This window comes from Geopsychrobacter electrodiphilus DSM 16401 (genome assembly GCF_000384395.1).
Classification (GTDB): Bacteria; Desulfobacterota; Desulfuromonadia; order Desulfuromonadales; family Geopsychrobacteraceae; genus Geopsychrobacter; species Geopsychrobacter electrodiphilus.
Map to the genome: position 1 here is coordinate 3,407,172 of NZ_ARWE01000001.1, position 19,260 is coordinate 3,426,431.

Annotated in this window: 14 protein-coding genes; 8 read left to right on the forward strand and 6 right to left on the reverse strand. The window is 54.8% G+C overall.

Going from position 1 to position 19,260, the window contains the following annotated elements:
- Positions 1–110 precede the first annotated feature (110 nt).
- The 8 genes from nadA to D888_RS0116140 all read left to right on the forward strand — a co-directional run bounded on the left by nadA (position 111) and on the right by D888_RS0116140 (position 11,663).
- Positions 111–1,025, forward strand: a complete 915-nt coding sequence (gene nadA / locus D888_RS0116105; RefSeq protein WP_020677602.1) for a quinolinate synthase NadA — start codon at positions 111–113, stop codon at positions 1,023–1,025.
- 38 nt (positions 1,026–1,063) lie between these two features.
- Entirely contained in the window at positions 1,064–4,570 is a 3,507-nt protein-coding gene (mfd, locus tag D888_RS0116110; RefSeq protein WP_020677603.1) for a transcription-repair coupling factor, read from the forward strand.
- Positions 4,557–5,498 carry a peptidylprolyl isomerase gene (locus D888_RS23360; RefSeq protein ID WP_020677604.1) on the forward strand — a complete coding sequence of 314 codons (942 nt, stop codon included), beginning with the start codon at positions 4,557–4,559 and terminating at the stop codon, positions 5,496–5,498. The genes mfd and D888_RS23360 overlap by 14 nt, the downstream gene beginning before the upstream one ends.
- 43 nt (positions 5,499–5,541) lie before the next feature.
- Positions 5,542–6,483 carry a SurA N-terminal domain-containing protein gene (locus D888_RS0116120; protein ID WP_020677605.1) on the forward strand — a complete coding sequence of 314 codons (942 nt, stop codon included), beginning with the start codon at positions 5,542–5,544 and terminating at the stop codon, positions 6,481–6,483.
- Positions 6,484–6,640: 157 nt separating this feature from the next.
- Positions 6,641–7,636, forward strand: coding sequence for a 4-hydroxythreonine-4-phosphate dehydrogenase PdxA (gene pdxA, locus D888_RS0116125; RefSeq protein ID WP_020677606.1), 996 nt, complete (start codon positions 6,641–6,643; stop codon positions 7,634–7,636).
- Positions 7,637–7,649: 13 nt separating this feature from the next.
- Positions 7,650–10,460 carry an excinuclease ABC subunit UvrA gene (gene uvrA / locus D888_RS0116130; protein WP_020677607.1) on the forward strand — a complete coding sequence of 937 codons (2,811 nt, stop codon included), beginning with the start codon at positions 7,650–7,652 and terminating at the stop codon, positions 10,458–10,460.
- Between the two features lie 263 nt (positions 10,461–10,723).
- Positions 10,724–11,122, forward strand: a complete 399-nt coding sequence (locus tag D888_RS0116135; RefSeq protein ID WP_020677608.1) for a PEGA domain-containing protein — start codon at positions 10,724–10,726, stop codon at positions 11,120–11,122.
- A gap of 205 nt (positions 11,123–11,327) precedes the next feature.
- On the forward strand, positions 11,328–11,663 hold the full coding sequence (locus D888_RS0116140) for a hypothetical protein (RefSeq protein WP_020677609.1): 336 nt from the start codon (positions 11,328–11,330) through the stop codon (positions 11,661–11,663).
- A 369-nt stretch (positions 11,664–12,032) separates the two neighbouring features.
- Here D888_RS0116140 and nrfD read toward each other — a convergent pair whose 3' ends face one another.
- The 6 genes from nrfD to D888_RS23365 all read right to left on the reverse strand — a co-directional run bounded on the left by nrfD (position 12,033) and on the right by D888_RS23365 (position 19,095).
- The gene (gene nrfD / locus D888_RS22050; protein WP_020677610.1) at positions 12,033–13,181 is read right to left on the reverse strand and encodes an NrfD/PsrC family molybdoenzyme membrane anchor subunit; all 1,149 of its coding nucleotides are present in this window, start codon (positions 13,179–13,181) and stop codon (positions 12,033–12,035) included.
- Between the two features lie 12 nt (positions 13,182–13,193).
- Positions 13,194–13,748, reverse strand: a complete 555-nt coding sequence (locus D888_RS0116155; protein WP_020677611.1) for a 4Fe-4S dicluster domain-containing protein — start codon at positions 13,746–13,748, stop codon at positions 13,194–13,196.
- Positions 13,749–13,776: 28 nt separating this feature from the next.
- Positions 13,777–15,978, reverse strand: a complete 2,202-nt coding sequence (locus tag D888_RS0116160; RefSeq protein WP_020677612.1) for a molybdopterin-containing oxidoreductase family protein — start codon at positions 15,976–15,978, stop codon at positions 13,777–13,779.
- Positions 15,979–16,119: 141 nt separating this feature from the next.
- A complete protein-coding gene (locus tag D888_RS0116165) occupies positions 16,120–17,628 on the reverse strand; it encodes a DUF3373 family protein (RefSeq protein WP_020677613.1) in 1,509 nt (502 codons plus the stop codon).
- 36 nt (positions 17,629–17,664) lie between these two features.
- Complete coding sequence (locus D888_RS0116170; protein WP_020677614.1) at positions 17,665–17,988, reverse strand: c-type cytochrome; 324 nt, start codon at positions 17,986–17,988, stop codon at positions 17,665–17,667.
- Between the two features lie 498 nt (positions 17,989–18,486).
- The gene (locus tag D888_RS23365) at positions 18,487–19,095 is read right to left on the reverse strand and encodes a TorD/DmsD family molecular chaperone (protein WP_020677615.1); all 609 of its coding nucleotides are present in this window, start codon (positions 19,093–19,095) and stop codon (positions 18,487–18,489) included.
- Positions 19,096–19,260: the final 165 nt, after the last annotated feature.

Consider the following 19,260-nt stretch of genomic DNA (forward strand, 5'->3'; position numbering starts at 1 on the left):
CGCCCTCTGTCAAGCGGATGTGCAGGGGCGAAAAGTTTGACTTATCAGGGGGTTTGGTCTAGCATTCGCGACCTGTAACCGACACTGAAAACCATAGGGAATTGGCTCAGATGACTCAGGATCAGATCAAGGCACGCATTCTTCAGCTGGCCGAGGAACACAACGCCCTGCTGATGGCTCATAACTACCAACGCGATGAAATTCAAGAGATCGCCCATATCACCGGCGATTCCCTGGCCCTCTCGATTGAAGCCGCACGCACCGACAAACAGATCATCGTTTTCTGCGGGGTGCATTTCATGGCCGAAAGCGCAGCGCTCTTAAGTCCCGAAAAAATCGTACTGCTTCCACGCCATGACGCCGGCTGTCCGATGGCCGACATGGTCACCCCTGAAGGCTTGCGCGAACTTAAAAAACAACACCCCAAGGCGACGGTCGTGACCTACGTCAATTCCAGCGCCGCAGTCAAGGCCGAGAGCGACATCTGCTGCACCAGCTCCAACGCAGTCAACGTGGTCCGCTCCCTCGACTGCGACGAGGTTCTGCTGGTCCCTGACCGCAACCTGGGGCGCTACATCGCCAGCCAGGTCGACAAAACCTGCCATATCTGGGAGGGCTTTTGCCCGACCCACGAACGCCTGAAGGTCGCACAAATTGAAAAGGCCCGCGCCGACCACCCCGACGCCATCTTCATGGCCCACCCGGAATGCGCGCCCGAAATCCTTGCCCTGGCCGACCATATCTGTTCAACCAGCGGGATGTACGAGTACGCCGCTGCCAGTTCGGCCACAACCTTCATCGTCGGCACCGAGATGGGTATCCTCTACCGGCTGCGTACCCAGAATCCGGGCAAAACCTTCATCCTGCCGAGCGAAGGACTGATCTGCCCCAATATGAAGCTGACCTCACTCGAAGATCTGCTCAAATGCCTCGAAACCCTGAGCCCGCGTGTGACGGTCGATCCCCTGACGGCAGAAAAAGCCCGGCTCACCCTCGATCGCATGCTCGCCGTCCCCCGCGATTAATTAACGCCCCGCGGCTGAGCCGCAGCAAGATGGCCTTCATGGATCAGGAACTCTCTCAGCACATCAACTATGCGACGGCTCAAAGCCTGCTTGATGGCTTTACTGATCGTCACCGCCAACTCGAAATTCTGGGCATTAACGGTAGCAGCGATGCCGCCCTGCTCTCCAAAACCCTCGGCCGGAACTCCCGCCCGCTGTTCGTGGTCTGCTCCAGCCAGAAAGAGGCCCAGCGCCTCTGCACCGATCTGCAGTTTTTTGCTCCGAGAGCCGAGCGTATTGCCCTCTTCCCGCATTGGGAGCTCGGCCCCTACGATCCGCTGACCCCGCACCCCGAGATCGAAGCCAGCCGGCTGGACAGCCTGGTCCGGCTGCTCAAAGGGGAGATCGACGCCCTGATCGTGCCAGCCCGCGCCCTGATGCAGCGCGTCATCCCGCGCCCGATTCTGGCCAGCCTCTCCCTGGTTCTGAAACTTGAAGATGAATATCCGCGGCAGGAGCTGCTGCAACAACTGCAGAATCTCGGTTATCAACCCGTCGCGCTGGTCGAAGACCGGGGCTCCTTTGCGGTGCGCGGTGACATTATCGATATCTTTCCGGCTGATGCCCAGCAGCCGGTGCGCCTCGATTTTTACGGCGACTATATCGAGCGGATGCGCACTTTTGATCCGACCAGTCAGCGCTCCGAGCCTGGCGAATTAAAACAGCTGCGCCTGATCCCCTCGCGCGAACTCTGCCTGAGCGGCGAGCACCTTGAGCACCTGCTCCTTAAGCTGAAACAACGCTGCGATGAACTGGAGCTGCCGCGCAACCTGCGGGACGGGATCAGCGAAGAGCTGAAAGAGGGGATTCTTGCACCGGGGCGCGCCTTTCTGCTGCCGTTCAACTACCCCGGACTCGAAAGCCTGTTCGATTATCTCCCCGAGGCGGACCTGATCTTCAACGATCCCCCGGCGATCGAACAGGAGATCGACCTTTTCAGCGGCGAGATTCGTGCCGCTGAAAAGCGTCAACTCGAACACCGACTGCCCCACGTCAAACGCCAAACCCTTTACCTTGATCCAAGCGAACTTGAACAGGCTTTCGGCCGCTACCGCCGGATCGAGCTGAGTCGCCTGCAGGTTTTTCAGCTGGATGATCAGCGCCAGAGCTACCACTTCGACATTAATGGCAACTCTGACCTGCGCGCCAGCCTGGCGCCGGGCCAGGACGGGCTGGCCCCCCTGCTCGAACGGCTCGAGGGCTGGAGCGAAGAGGACTGGCGGATCTTGCTGGTCTGCCGCCAATCGGGACAGGCGCAACGCCTGCAGGGGTTGCTGCGCGAAAACGGCTGGGAGCTGCCTTTACGGCAACAGACAGAGCTGAGCCGCCTGCCCGCTGGTGCACCACAGCTGCAGGTCGGAGAACTCTCGGCGGGCTTCCGCATGCCTTACGATCGGCTGGTCATTATCACCGAAGAGGAGATCTTCGGCCAGCGCAGCCATCACCGCAAGAAGACGCGCAAGTCGGCACTGCAACTCTTTTCGAGCCTGGCCGATCTACGCGAACAGGATTTTATCGTCCACACCGACCACGGGGTCGGACGTTATCTGGGACTGATTCACCTGACGACCGGCGGCAGCGAAGGGGACTATCTGCATCTCGAATACGCCGGCGCCGACAAACTCTACCTGCCGGTCGAGAGGATCGAAAAGGTTCAGAAGTATATCGGCGGCGAAGGTGCCCAGCCGCGCCTCGACAAGATGGGTGGCCAGGGCTGGGAAAAGGCCCGCCTCAAGGCCCGCGCCGCGATTGAGGAGCTGGCCCGTCAGCTGCTTGAAATTTATGCGCGCCGCGAGCTGTGTGAAGGCTTCGCCTTCAGCCCGCCAGACCGCCTGTTCCGTGAATTCGAAGCGACCTTCCCCTACGAAGAGACGTCCGATCAGGCCGCGGCCATTATTGACGCCCTCACCGACATGTGCTCACCCAAACCGATGGATCGCCTGATCTGCGGGGATGTCGGCTATGGCAAAACCGAGGTCGCCCTGCGCGCGGCGACCAAGGCAGTACTTGATGGCAAACAGGTCGCGGTGCTGGTGCCGACCACGGTGCTGGCCCAGCAGCACTGGAAAAGTTTCAGTGAGCGCCTCAAGGACTTTCCGGTCCAGGTCGAAATGATCTCGCGTTTCCGCACCCCGGCCGAGATCAAAAAGGTTCTGGAAGGGATGGCGAGCGGTCGGGTCGATATTGTCATCGGCACCCATCGCCTGCTGCAACGTGATATCCGCTTCAAGGATCTGGGTCTGCTGGTCATCGACGAGGAACAGCGCTTCGGCGTCAGCCACAAAGAGAAGCTGAAAAGCCTGCGCGCCGAGGTCGACACCCTGACCCTGACCGCCACGCCGATCCCGCGCACCCTGCATATGAGTATGGCCGGCATGCGCGACCTGTCGGTCATTGAGACCCCGCCGATTGACCGCCTGGCGATCCGCACCTATGTCACACGCTTCGATGATGAGCTGATCCGCGAGGCGATCCTGCGCGAACTGCGCCGCGGCGGGCAGGTCTACTTTGTCCACAATCGGGTCCAGACGATTGGGGCCATGGCGGAACACCTGCAGCAGCTGGTCCCCGAGGCCAAAATCGCGGTCGGCCACGGCCAGATGCCTGAAAAGGAGCTGGAAAGAGTAATGCTCGATTTCATCGAGGGACGCAGCAACCTGCTGGTGGCTTCGACGATTATCGAGAACGGGCTGGATATCCCTATCGCCAATACGATTATAATCAACCGCGCCGACTGCTTCGGACTCTCGCAGCTCTATCAGTTGCGTGGCCGTGTCGGGCGCTCGGACCGTCGCGCCTACGCCTACCTGCTGATCCCCGGCGAAGCCTCCCTGACCCGCGAAGCCCGCGAACGCCTCAAGGTGCTGCAGGAGCTGACCGAACTCGGTTCCGGCTTCCGTATCGCCAGTCACGACCTGGAGCTACGCGGAGCGGGGGACCTGCTCGGAGCCAAGCAATCGGGCCCGATCGCCGCGATCGGTTTCGAACTCTATACCGAACTGCTCGAAGAGACGATTGAGAAGCTGCGCGGCCATGAATGCGAAGCGCGCATCGACCCGGAGATCCGCCTCGGGCTTTCGGCTTTTCTCCCCGAAAAGTACCTCCCCGACCCGAATCAGCGCCTGCAATTCTATCAAAAATTGGCGGGCGCTGAAGATGATCGCGAGATCTTCGATATTGCCGATGAACTGCAGGACCGTTACGGCGCCCTGCCACCCCCGGGCGAATTGCTGCTCGGTGTCATGCGCCTGCGGATTATCCTCAAGGAGTTATGCGTCGAACTGCTCGAATATGATGGCCGCCGCCTCAACCTGCGCTTTCATGCCAGCACCCGGGTTTCACCCGACCTGATCCGCAGCCTGTTGGATCAAGAACCCGAACGCTTCAGCTTATCAGCTGATTTTCGGCTGAGCATCCGCTGCGAGCGCTGGCAAGGCGAAGAGTTACTGCGCGAAACCCGGCGGGAACTGCAGAGATTTCAAGGAGTGGCGCATGTTGAAGCTTAAGCGCCTGGGACTGGGTCTTTTGGTGCTCGGCCTGGGTCTCTGTGCCTGCCAGCAGGAGCAGAAACCGTTGATCAGAATCGATCAGCATCTGGTAACCCTGAACGCCTTCCGTCAAGAGATTCAACCGCTGCAGAAGGAATTGGCCCTGCTCCCGCAGGAGCAGCAGAAACTGCTGCTGCGTCAGGCGCTATCGCAACTGATCGACCAGGAGCTGCTGATGGCCGAAGCACAGCAGCGCGGCATTGAAGTCAGCGAACAGGAGCTGCAGCAGGAGATAGCGGCCTTACGGGGAAATTACACAGCAGCCGAGTATCAGGACATTCTCCTCAGTTCGGGGCAAAAGCCTGAGCACTGGAAACATCAGCTGCGCATCCGGCTCTTAGGTGTCAAGGTTGCCGCGCGGATCACCGAGGCCAAGATCCATATCAGCCCCACCCAGATCGAAGAATTTTATCTGCAGCACCGCGCGGACTATAGCCGACCGGAACAGGTTCGGGCACGCCAGATCCTGCTGACAACCACTGAGGAGGCGATCAACCTGCGCAGCCGCCTGATCGCCGGCGAAACCTTTGCGACCCTGGCAAAACAGCACTCGCTCTCCCCCGAACGGGTCAACGGTGGGGATCTCGGGCTCTTTTCCCGCGGCCAATTCCCCCCCGAAGTCGATGCTGAACTTTTCAACCTGAAACCGGGCCACATCAGTGACCCGATCAAAAGCCCCTACGGCGTGCACCTCTTCCAGGTCGAGCAGCGCTTTGCGGCCAGAGTCCTCCCCCTCTCCGAGGTTGAGGGCTCAATTCTCGCAACCCTCAAAGCCCGGGAGGAGACGCGTCTCTACCAGGAATGGCTCCACGCCCGGCGTGAACGTAGTGATGTCCGCATCGATTGGGAACAGCTGGACAAACTCCACTTCGACAGGGCAGAATAGCGCCTTCACCAAATTGTCTTAACCCCAAAGGAATGGAACCCTGATGAAAAAGATCCTCCTGACAAGCCTGCTCCTGCTCTGTGCGACCAGCGTTTTCGCCACCACCCTGATCAAAACTGTGGCGGTCGTCAATAACGATGTGGTTACCAGTTACCAACTGGAGAAGAAACTCGCTCTCGTCATGGCGACCAGCGAAGGGAAACGCCAGTTCAGCCAAAAAGAACATGCCGCCCTGCGGCTGTCCGTCCTCAATGATATGATCGACGATCTGCTGGTGGAACAACGCATTCACGAACTTGGCCTCACGGTGACAGACCAGGAGCTCAACTCGGCGATCGAAGATGTTCAGCGCCAGAACAAATTAACCAGTGAACAGCTTAAAGATGCCCTTCAGGCCCAGGGGATGTCGTTTGAAGGGTATCGCCAGCAACTGCAAAAGGAAATTTTGCGCTACAAGCTGATTGCCAAAGAGGTGCACAGCAAAGTCGAAGTGACCAACGCCGAAATCCGCGCCTATTTCGACGCCCACAAAGATGAGTACATGACCGTTCCAACCTTGCATCTGTTGCGAATCAGCTATCCTCTGCCCAAGGACGCGACGGCAGAACAAATAACCCAGATCAAGCAAAAGGCACAGATCGCGCGGCAGCTGCTGCTGGAAGGCAAACCCTTCGCCGAGGTGCTGGCCGGAGTCGGGACTGATGCCAATGGCGGCGACATGGGGACCATGATCGAAAAGGAAATGCACCCGGAACTGCACAAGATGGTGGCCACATTAAAGGTCGGTCAGATCAACGAGCCAACAGAAGCTCTCGGCAGCATCCATATCTTCCAGGTGCTGGAGCGAACCCCGGCGAAGGCAGAACTGACCGATGAGGTCAGCGCTGCCATCGAAAAAATCCTGGCCACGCAGAACAGCGAGAAGCGGTTTGCCGAATGGAAAAAGGAACTCCGCCAGGATGCCGTTGTCGACATCCGCATCTGACCTTTAAGCTTTCTTATAATTTGAGCTTCAATAAATCGGCCCGGGTCTTCCAGGCCGTTTTTATTTCTCCCTGACCCTGATCTCATCCTGCTTATTGTCGCGCCCCCCTCTGATCAGATATACTGGTCGATTGATGCGAACCCAAGGATCTCTTCATATGCGACCGATCATTATCACCATGGGCGACCCTACCGGAATCGGGCCGGAGCTGATCCTCCGTTCCCTGGCGGCAGGCGGACTTCCGAACAGGCCGCTTCTGGTCGTCGGTGACCTACAGGTCCTGCAGAACACCGCAACGCAACTAGGGGTGAAACCGCAAATCTCAACGGATGCCCAAGGCCGCACCTGCTTTACCCTGAAAGGGAACCGTTTTTCGCTGCAACCCCTTTCGCAGCTCGCCCCTGACAACTTCAGCCCCGGGCACCCCGACGACTGCTGCGGGCGGGCCATGGTCGCCTATATCGAATGGGCCATCAGCGAATGTCGCGCCGGACGCGCTGCCGCCATGGTGACCTGCCCGATCAACAAGGCGGCGATCAATCGCGCGGGCTGCCACTTCCCCGGCCATACCGAACTGCTTGGCGAGCGCTGTCAGGCGAAACGCGTGGTGATGATGCTGGCCGGCAGTCACCTCAGGGTGACCCTGGCGACCATCCATACCGCCCTTGCCAAGGTTCCCGGCTTGCTTGACAGTCAGGAAATTTTTGAGACCATCCGCATCACAGACAAGAGTTTGCGCGAGCATTTTGGGTTGAAAGTCCCGCGGATTGCAGTTTTGGCCCTCAATCCACATGCTGGGGAAGAAGGACTCTTCGGGGATGAAGAAGAACGCTTCATTCGACCGGCTATCGCCCTGGCCCAACAGGCCGGGATCTGCGCCAGCGGTCCTCACAGCGCCGACACCCTCTTCTACTTTGCCGCACGCGGCGACTATGACGCCGTGGTCTGCATGTATCACGACCAGGGATTGATCCCGCTCAAGCTGCTGCATTTCGATGATGCGGTGAATGTCACCCTCGGCCTGCCGATTGTGCGCACCAGTGTCGATCATGGCACCGCCTATGATCTGGTCGGCAGCGGACGCGCCAGTATTGCAAGCCTGCAGGCCGCCATCCAGATGGCGGCGCGCATGGCCGATAACCTCAAATTCTGAAGGTACTTTTTCGATGATAGAAAAGATCAGCATCCGCGGAGCCCGCGAACACAACCTCAAAAATATCGATCTCGATATCCCCCGCGATCAACTTGTGATTATCACCGGCGTCTCGGGATCAGGCAAGAGCACCCTCGCCTTTGACACCATCTACGCTGAAGGTCAGCGGCGCTATGTCGAAAGCCTCTCGTCCTACGCCCGCCAGTTTCTGGAGCAGATGGAGAAACCGGATGTCGACCAGATCGATGGCCTGTCGCCCGCCATCTCGATCGAGCAGAAGACCACCTCGCGCAACCCGCGCTCGACCGTCGGCACCGTCACCGAAATCTACGATTACCTGCGCCTGCTCTTCGCCCGCGCGGGTGAGATCCACTGCCACCGTTGCGGCCAGCTGATCAGTTCACAAACGGTTGAGCAGATGGTCGACCGGATCATGCAGACCCCTGAAAAATCCAAAATTATGGTGATGGCGCCACTGGTCCGCGAACGCAAGGGGGAGTACCGCAAGGAGTTGGCACAACTCCAGGCCGATGGCTTCGTCCGGGTCCGGATCGATGGCAAAATGCACGAACTGGGCGAAGATTTTCAGCTGGATAAAAAACGCCAGCACAGTATCGAGGTGGTGATTGATCGTCTGGTGGTAAAACCGGGGATCGAAACCCGGCTCGCCGATTCCATCGAAACGGCGTTGAAACTTGCCGACGGCATGGTCCGGATTGAGATTCCCGATGGCGAAACCCGTCTCTTTTCGGCCAAACATGCCTGTATCGATTGCGGCCTCTCCTACCCCGAAGTCACACCGCGGATGTTTTCTTTTAACAATCCGCATGGTGCCTGCCCTGATTGCAGCGGACTGGGAACACGCAACTATTTTGATATTGAACAGGTCGTCCCTGACTCCAGCCTGTCGTTGCGCGAAGGCGCCATTGTTCCCTGGGACAGCCGCACCGGTTACTACTATCAGGCAATGCTTGAAGCCCTGTCTGAGCACTATCAGTTCAGCATGCGCGTCCCCTTTTCCAACCTCCCTGAGTCAGCGCGTTCAATTCTTTTGAACGGTTCAGGCAAAGAGAAAGTCAGATTCTTCTTTGATCAGGGGGAGAATCGCCATCATTACGAAAAGGCGTTTGAAGGGATTCTGCCGAATCTGGAGCGGCGCTATCGTGAAACAGATTCGGACACGGTGCGCGAAAATCTCGAAAAGTATATGAGCGTCATCCCCTGTCCGAGCTGCGAGGGGGCGCGCCTGCGTCCTGAATCTCTGCACGTCCAGGTCGCACAGAGAAACATTCAACAGGTCTGTGCCATGTCAATCGCCGAGGCAACCGCCTTTTTCCTGAACCTCGAGCTCCCCCCAAAACAGGCCGAAATTGCACGGCGCATACTGAAAGAAGTGCGCGATCGCCTCGGATTTTTAAGTCACGTCGGGCTCGATTATCTCTCTCTCGACCGCGCGTCAGGGACCCTGTCGGGGGGGGAGGGTCAGCGCATCCGCCTCGCCACCCAGATCGGATCATCGCTGATGGGGGTGCTTTATATCCTCGACGAACCCTCGATAGGACTCCACCAGCGCGACAACCAGCGGCTGCTTGAAACCCTGCAGAAACTACGCGATCTCGGCAACACGGTCCTGGTGGTCGAGCATGACGAAGAGACCATGCTGTCAGCTGACTACCTGATCGATATGGGTCCGGCGGCAGGAGTGCACGGCGGCGAGGTCGTATTCGCCGGACGGCCCAAAGACGTGATCAACTGCGCTGACTCACTGACCGGCCAATATCTGTCGGGCCGAATGAAAATTGAGATCCCCAGGCAGCGCCGCACCAGCGAACGCAAGCTTGAACTGAAAGGCGCCAGCGCCAACAATCTGCAGAATGTCGATGTCGAAATCCCCCTCGGCGTCCTGACCTGTGTGACCGGCGTCTCCGGTTCAGGGAAATCCTCACTGATCATCGAAACCCTCTACAAGGCTCTCGCCCAGAAACTGCATCACAATCGGGAAAAAGCCGGGCCGGTCAAACAGATCCTCGGGCTTGAGCAACTCGACAAGGTGATCGACATTGATCAATCGCCCATCGGCCGCACCCCGCGCTCCAACCCGGCGACCTATACCGGGGTCTTTACCGATATCCGCGAGCTCTATGCACAGCTCCCCGAGGCGAAGATCCGGGGCTACAAACCGGGACGTTTTTCCTTCAACGTCAAGGGCGGCCGCTGCGAAGCCTGTAGTGGTGATGGAATCATCCGCATCGAAATGCACTTTTTACCCGATGTCTACGTGGAATGCGAGGTCTGTAAAGGCGCGCGCTATAACCGTGAAACCCTTGAGGTCAAGTACAAAGGAGAGAGTATCGCCGGCTTGCTCGACATGACCGTCAATCAGGCCAGCCTGTTCATGGAAAACCTGCCGCGGATCAGCAACAAACTCGAAACCCTGCGCGATGTCGGACTGGGCTATATCAAACTGGGACAGAGCGCGACGACACTCTCCGGGGGGGAAGCCCAACGGGTCAAGCTCTCCCGCGAACTCGGCAAGCGGGCCACCGGGCGCACCATCTATATTCTGGATGAACCGACCACCGGCCTGCATTTCGCAGACATTCACAAACTGCTGGAAGTCATCGACCGCCTGGTCGAGGGGGGGAATACGGTCGTTGTCATTGAACACAACCTGGATGTCATTAAAACGGCAGACTACGTTATAGACCTCGGACCCGAGGGAGGCAAAGGGGGCGGGCAAATCATCGCGGCGGGGACCCCCGAACAGATTGCGCGCTGTGCAGAATCTTACACCGGACAGTTTCTCCTGCGCTATCTGAAGTAAAAATGCGCAGTGGTTTCGCCACTACTTCAGACCAGGAGTGTCGCTTTTTTTCCTCTAAGGTGTCAATTTTGAGGCGGAAATCACTCATTAACGCTTCCGGCTTACGCAGCTCAGAATTAATAATCGAGGCTAACCACCTAAAAGAAGACCCCTGATTTCATTTCAGCCATTGATTCCAAAAACTAACCGGCGCGAATGGAATGGGATTTGCAATTCTTTACGATAAGTACTTGCGACCGATAACTCCTGTAACAGGACACTATGTGCTAAAAAATCTGATCTGCCTGATTCTGCTGACAACCTTCACCTGTGCTTGCGCACCCACGCGCGCCTTGATTCAGTCGGAGCCTCCCGGGGCGATGGTGATCATGGATGGCCAGGAACTGGGTGTCACTCCGATCAGCTATAGCCACAAACTCAGTTCCGGTGAGAACCATGAGATATCCCTCCAGCATCTGGGCTTTGAATCGATCGACATGACCATCAAGGCAGACAAGACGGATTCCAGTGCTCTTAAAAGCTGGCTGACCGCAGGTGTCATCTGGAGTCCGTTGTGGATCGGCACCCTCTTCACCAAGAAACTTAAAGAGAGCTACATGTTTGTCATGAAACGCAATCCACAGCAGATGACCGCCAGTCTCGGACAAGAAGCGCAAAAATAATTTTTCTCTCTTTTCGAATAAACTCTTTTTAAACCGGCCTATTGGCCGGTTTTTTGTTTTTGAGCACGTTTAATAAGTGCCCTGCAGTTGCGATTTTTTTGAATTTCGGACGCGACTCGATTATGATGAACAGGCAATCAATAAAACCCGGCCTAAGAGACCATCACCTCAACAACCTCCGATGCCACACCCAGGGGAATCGACAATGGCTGAAAAAATCTGCCCGACCTGCAAAGCAGAACTCAAGGGAAAATACTGGTGCGCCAAATGCAAAACGGTATTTAGATGCCCTCTACCTGGCTGTGAAACCGAAATTACCAAACCAGGTACTGAGGACTGTCCGCGCTGCGGGCTCTTTTTTGAAGAGTATCTAAGTCAACGCAAAATGTATCGTCGTTGCCCCAAGTGCAAAAAAAAGCAGGGGCTCTCCGAACAGCAGTGTCGCGCCTGTCGGCACTGGTTCAACTGCCCGACCTGCGGAGAGAAGGTATCAACCAACACTATCCTGACCTGTCCACGCTGCGGCACAGGGTTGCGCTGAGAGCATATAACTTTCTTAAAAAGAAGGGGCCGGTCATTGCTGACCGGCCCCTTCTTTTTATTTTACAGTCTCATCGCTGTTCTGCTTTTCGGTCTCCCGCACGGGGAGACTGCAAGAAGCTGACATTCAGGTCTGAACCCCCATGCGCGGCAGAATCCAGCGATTTAATACGAACCAGACTGCGACTATCCCGAGTAACCAGAGTAAATCCATAAAGTGTTCTCCTTTAAGTCAAGCATAAGCGATCTGTGCCTGTCACGCAATTACCAGCTGCTCATCGCTAAAAAAAGGCCGGCCCGAAGGCCGGCCAAGGAGGCAGGAATGATCAGGACGTCAATCTGCCCTGACCGGTTGTTCCTCTGGCGATTATCAGTGTTGTTCACTTTCAAGATCGAGGGAGACAAACCTTTCAATCAGGGTATAGGCGAACGCGCTGAAGGCGATACAACCGACGACAATCAGCACCTCAGCAATTGAAGGGGTGTAAGTGAATACACCACCGACAAGCCCTTTGGCGCCCTGACGCATCGGATAAATCTGGCCAGCGATGGTCATGTCATAGCGCATGAAAAACATCCCGATTAACGCCATCAGGCTTGCCAGCATCGTGGTAAAGGGGGTTCTATTTTTTCGCAACAACAGCCCCAGGGGAATCAACAGACCGACAAGCACTTCACCCAACCAGAAATTAGCTGATAAATCGCCGTTAACCAGGGCCATGACTGGTTCGTAGTGACCGGGTTGCTGACCGTAGAGGCCGACAATCACATTCCAGAACACAGAGAAGATCAGAACAAAAATCATCAGGCGCAAAATGCGGCCGAGCAGCCTGATAACACGTTTATCGGTATCATCCATCAGCAGCCCACGCAGGGCGTGATGAAAGTACATTACCAGACAAATCAGCGCCGTTCCCGAGACCAATGCAGTAATCAGGATATAAACCGGTAGAAAAGCGCCATGCCAGAACGAGCGTGCCAGGGTTAAGCCGAAGACCGAGCCCAAGACCGAAGGTGCGGCGATGGCAAACAGAAAGCCGAGGGTACCCGTTACCATTGACAGCTTCTGGTTATCGGTCATGAGCGCATAAAACTCAACAATCAGCACGACCAGATATATGCCGTAAACCGTGCCCATCCACCAGATAGCGGAAGAAAAGTTCGGCGACAGCAGGGTATAAATCATATTAAAAGGACGTTCCAGATCCATCCCGATGGCACCAAAAGCCCCCATCAGACAAACGATCGCCAGCAGGATCGCGCGACGACAGATCAGGTTGAACTCGTGAAACCCGAACACATGCCCTAAACTGGAGATGAGGCAGAGCCCGGAGCAGGATATCGCCATGAAAACGTAGGTCGAAATCAAGATGCCCCATGGCACCCCGCGTGAAACGTTAAAGGCATGTTCATGGCCGACCATATAACTGTAGCCCGCGGCACCTACCGCGGCAATCAGACAGGCCCCGAGGAACGCAAACCACAGGATATAACCAGGTTTTTTAGCCAGGGTTGACATAGTCGTCTTCTCCTAAATCAAATAGAACAGATACGGCTTAGTACCCATTTCCGGTTTGAGAACGCGGTGCTTATTTTTAGCCAGCAGCATTGAAACCTCGGAACTGGGATCATTCAGATCTCCAAAGACCCGAACCTTGGTCGGGCAGGTTTCAACACAGGCCGGAATGCCCCCCACAACTATCCGCTGGATACAGAAGGTGCATTTGTCGATCACACCTGTCTCTTCGTTGTAATAACGTGCGTCATAAGGACAGGCCAGCATGCAATATTTACAGCCGATGCATTTATCCGGGTTGACCGTCACGATGCCCCCGGCCGTGATCCCGGTAGCGCTGGTCGGGCAGACGGAATTACATGGCGGGTTTTCGCACTGATTACACTGACTCGGCGCGAAACTCTGACCAAGATGGGGATAAGTCCCCCGCAAAGGATCTTCGGTGACCCAATTGCGATAGGTCTCATTACCAATCGGAACATTATTTTCCGCCTTGCAGGCCACCGTACAGGCCTTGCAATCGATGCACCGTCTGGTGTCAAGGACGATGGCGTAGCGTTTTTCTTTCATCTTTTCAACTCCTTAACTGCTGCCCCCTTCAAGCGGGGCTGACGTCGACAAAGGTCTGATGCATGGCGACATTGCCAGAAATAGGCTCGAGTTTTTCCTCGATCAGGGCTGCATCACAGGCGCCAACGCCATAGATCAACGATTGGCCTTTGGAGATAACCCCGAACCCATGTGCCATATAGACACAATCAGGACGGATCTTGTCTGTTACCTCCAGTTTGAGCGTCCCCTCGCCGACATTGCTCTTGACCTTAACCATCTGCCCGTCGCGCAGGCCCATCTTTTTGGCAGACTGCGTATTCAGCCACAGTGCATTCTCCGGCATCAGATCATGCAGATAGGCATTATTTGCCGTGGTCCCGTGGGTGAAATAGGCGTTGCGTCCTACGATCAAACGAAATTTCCCGGTCGGAACCCCGGCATGCCGCTTGTAGACCGGCATGGGATCGAGCCCCTTCTTGACATAGTTTTCAGAATAAATTTCAATTTTGCCTGTCTTGGTTCTCAGCCGTTTCCCTTTCGTCAAGCCGTAACTCGGCTCCACCTTCATGTAATGAACGCCCTTACTCTTAAGATCCTTAAGAATTTTGGGATTCTTTTCAACCTGATGATGGATGTAGTCATCCATCGTAAAATCAAAGGTATCGGCAATATCCGAGCTCAGCCGTTTCGCCAGATTCTGCATGATCCAGAGATTCGGTTTACTCTCAAACAACGGTTCAATGCAGGGCTGCCGAAAGGCCACAACCGGCAGGATTCCACCGATCGATTCAAGCGGATCCTGGCGTTCAAGGTAGGTTGCTTCGGGCAACACAACATCCGAATACCAGGCGGTATCGCTCATGGCGATATCGATGGTGCAGATAAAATCCATCTGATCCATCATCTTCATGGTTTTGGCGCGATTAGGCACCGACATCAACACGTTCTGTTTATAAATCATCATCCCTTTGACCGGATAAGGCTTTTCCTCGAGAATCCGGTCACGCATCGCAGTCCAGGAGCCGTCTTTCTCAGACAGAAATGCGGCGCTGCCATTGTCGATACGAAGGGGCACACCATCATACCAGGGGGCCAGATAGTCATGGTTCTGTAATGGGATATGGCTGTTGGGCACCAGGCCACCCTCGGTATCCCAGTTGCCGACAACGGCATTGAGAATAGCCATTGCCCGGCGCAACTGAACATCGTCATCAGCAAATGAAGAACGGCGTCCGGGATAGAACACCGCCTTGGGCGCGGCCTTGGCGAACTCCCGCGCAATGCGTTTGATATCCTCGGCCGGGATTTCACACTCCACGGCCGCCCATTCAGGAGTGTACTGCTTGACGTGCGGCACCAGCATATCGAAACCGACTGTCATCTTCTCGACAAAATCTTTGGCATACCGCCCTTCGCCAACAATGACGTTAATCATCGCCAGGACAAAGGCCATATCCGATCCCGGCTTGATCGGAAACCACTCATCGGCCTTGGCGGCGGTTTTGGTGAAGCGTGGATCAAGGTAAATCAGTTTGCGTCGACCGCCGTCACCCTTGAGCTGATCAATGGAATCCGGGGTGATCAGAGCTTCGCTGCGATTGGCTCCCGCCATGATGATGTAATCCGCATTGAGAACGTCCGGCGTCGGGAATGTGCCGTAAGTGGCGCTGAACCCTTGAATGTTGGAAGACAAACATAGGCTCGGATGGCGTACCGTATTCGGCGAACCGAAGCATTCCGCCATTTGCAGGAAAAAGTGTTCCTGAAAGGTCCCCTCGGTCGAGGCGAACATCACCCCGGCCCGGGTATATTTTTCGGCGATCTCATTCATATTCTTCGCCACCAGGTCGAGAGCCTCGTCCCAGCTGGCACGCCGCCATTTTCCCTCACCCCGTTTGCCTGAGCGGATCAGTGGATATTTCAGGCGATCAGGATCATAAACCACCTTGACGCCGGCATTTCCACGGGCGCAAAGCATGCCGCGGCTCTTGATGTATTCGGGGTTCGGATCCAGCTTGTGGATTCGTCCATCGCGAACCCGTGCGATCACGCCACATTTGTTGACACACATGCCACAGGCGGTAAAGACATCCTTCGTCCCTCCCATCTTCGACGTTGTGACCTCGCCAGAATCGGCCAGCGCCTTGAGTACCGTCGTTTGTGCCCCGACTGTCGCGACAGCCAGCGCACATCCCGAAGTCCCCAGAAAACGCCGACGACTCAGTTTTTTATCGATCAGTCGTGCCACGTCAAACTCCTTTTCGCCTTGCCGGCCTCATGAACATCCAAACCTGCCGGCTTAATAATTAACTCAATAATCTAGATACTTGAATGTTTTAATCCAAAATAAAGGGAGGACGGATAAAGCGCCGTCCTCCCCGGATAAAATTTAAAACTTAACTGTCATGGACAGATTTACATCCACAGCGGTGTCAACCACCGGGAACGCCGAGTAAGCTTTCCCATCTTTAACATCAGCAACCTTCTGTGGCTTACCGACCGGAGAGCCGCTACCAGTGTACTGATAATCATAGTAAAGCGCACCAAGCTTGATGAAGGCCCTCGGATTGATATCGAAGATATAATAGACTTCACCGACATGACCACGAGTTGCCAGTTTGGAGCCTAAGACATCGTCCTGTGCCTGGGTAAAGGGAATCCAATATTCTGAACCGTAGTTGTACTCCAGGCCCAGCTTACCCATGGGGGCAGGAATCTGCATGCCGACGTAGACCGAATAACCGTTGTGATCTTTGCCAACTCCATCTTGCGCGTAATTTCCAGTAGGTGCCCCTGTTGCAGCATCATAAATTGGCGCCGCATCCGACAAGAGACCGCCGAAGCCCATACCATTAAAGTTATTATTGGCAATAGTCCGGGTGTAACCGAAGGAACCGAAGAAGTTCATGCCATTCATGAGGGAGACACCACCACCGACACCTGCCAGTATCATGTCACCAATATTGGTCGAAGCCTGCAGACGTGAAATATAGCCCAATGGATTTGAGCCGTCCGCTGCAAGTCCCATAGGCATGACCGCTAACCCTTTGAAACCATCGCTGACGTCCTTGACCCCAAACAACGTCATCTGCAGCCAGGAAGCATCGGTATTCCAGACGTCGAAGTTAAACCCGCCGAGATGGGTGTCTTTGACATCCGTTTCACGATAAAGAGTGCCATTGCCATACTGCGACTCATAGCCCTGGCCGTAGCAGAAACGCAGGGTCTGCCCTTCCACTTCAGTCAGATCGCTCAGGTGGTAACCGATGGTGATGCCGTCAAAGTTGAAATTGACCAGATGGCCCGAAGGGGTGCCGCCGCGCAGCTCGTTTTCGCGGTAGTTGGCCGGTGCGCCATAGGTCGAGGGCCGACGGCCGATCGACAGATAAAAGGGGCTGTCAGCAATGTCTTTCCAGACAAAAAAGGCCCGCTCGACCCGCAGGAAATCGCCGTTGGTGTTACCACCGTCGGTGCCGTCCATGGTGAAGGCGTTCCAGGAGTCCATGACCTTGGCCCCAGTCGAATCACCCCAGTTTTTATACATGTTCAGGCGGCCCATAAACTCCATATTATCAGCAATGTGAGCCTTCATCCCAAGACGCAGACGGGTCGTATAAAGAAGCGCGTTGGTCTCGTCAAATTCAGCCTTGGGAAGGGCAAAAAATCCTGCGGTGGTCATCATCCCCTGTGCAACCGTTACCTTTTGCTTGGTTGAATCGGCCTTAACTCGCAGGTCGCCGTAGAAACTTATCCGGTCAGTTGCGACCTTACGCTCGGCCTTATCAAGCCGAGAACTCAATTCGTCCAACTGCTGCTGCAGTTGATCAACAGTCGCTGCCATAACCGTGGCAGGGGCCAGCAGCAACAGGACCATCAACAGGGTCAAAAACTTTTGCATCGTCATTCCTCCATATTTATAAGTTAAAATCCCTGCTCAGCCGCAGGTTTCAGGTTGGTCTGAGTCAACAGCGTGGTCAAACAGGAACTGATTGATATCCTTCAGATCCTTTTCGGAAAACTTTTTCATGACCTCGGGACTTTTCTTGTGTTTGTCCTCGTTAAAGAAGCGATCCCACTGTTTCTGGGTTTTCGACAGCGGGGTTAGCTCTCCACCCTCGGCACCGGAGACATGACAGACTTTGCAATTTTTCTTGTAGAGATATTTGCCTTTACGCGAGTTACCGCCCTCTGCAGCAAAGACTGCTGTGCAAGCAAAAACCACCACCATCATCACGATCAGAACCTTCATCAATTTCATTTTCTGCTCCTTCTCAAGCCTTGAGATGTTTATGCCACGAACAACCAGACGAATATTCGCAGCGGTTACTATTGTTGTTGCGTTACTGGCAAGACAATTTTCAACGAAATTGGCCAGGACATTGATAGAGATTAAATATGTTTTACGCGATATCTAAATTTCTCAATATAGTACTATCAAGATATATGCCAAGCAGAATGCTTTTTGTAAAACTTCGAAACTATAGGGGTTTTTAAAAAAACACCTGAGGGCGGCAAACAGATACGAAACGATTTGTTTCTAATGTTCGGCGATAAAATTCGGGAGGGGCCTGCATTCTACGGTTGTTTGTCGAGAATTTGCGAGGATTGAAACATTTCGTTTCTGGAAACATTTTGTTTCACTGGAAAACAGTTTCTGCTATCTGCGAAAGAAGTTATCGGTAAGAAATCAATAAAAAAAGCACCAGGGAAAATTCCGATGCTTCATACTTTACCAACCTTCAACCCGACTGAACTGTCAACTTACATCGCAGAGTTCTTCTTCATGTTGACAAAACAGCATCAAAATCTCTGCCGACCAACGGTAAACCTGGTGGGCACTCTCGACCCGCAGAATTCGCTGGCAAAACGGATAAACCCAGGGCTGCAGCAAGGAATGACAGAAATCGACCTGTTTCTGACGTAAGCTATGAGCTGCCTCAAGGTCATTGCGCGACAAGGCATCGATCTCCTTCCCTACCAGAAAGTAGAGAAACTCCATTTCGGTCGCAATAAAATCGGGGGGTTCACCACCTTCCTCATGGTTCAAACCCTCTCCTTCGTAAGCGCTCAAAACGCAAAGTGTTGTTTGCCCCATCAACTGCCCCTCTTTTTCGAGATAAACCGAACCATAAGGGGGTGCCGGGACGCCGCCCAGTCGGCTGATAAAAAGTTCAGTATAACCAGTTTGCAGTTCAACCAGATCCGGGAGAGCGTTCAACTGCGGGGGGTGAGATGAAAGAAGGGTGGCCGCCGCGGCAACCTCATCAGATAAATCTCCAATCAGAGAAATATCAGGGTAGCTGAATATTCTCGCAAAAAACCGATACAGCTCCTGGCGTTGATAATTCTCAAGCATGTTGTCCATGACTCCCTTGCCGATCCGTTTAAAAACCCAAATGCAAAATCAATTTTCCAACCCGCATAGTCCAGCAGGGTCCTTGGAGCCTGCTGGACTATGCGGGTTGAAGCGAAAATTCGAATGGTTGAGATCAGATTTTGGCTCGGTTGCAGGCTCATAGCCATAGCTATG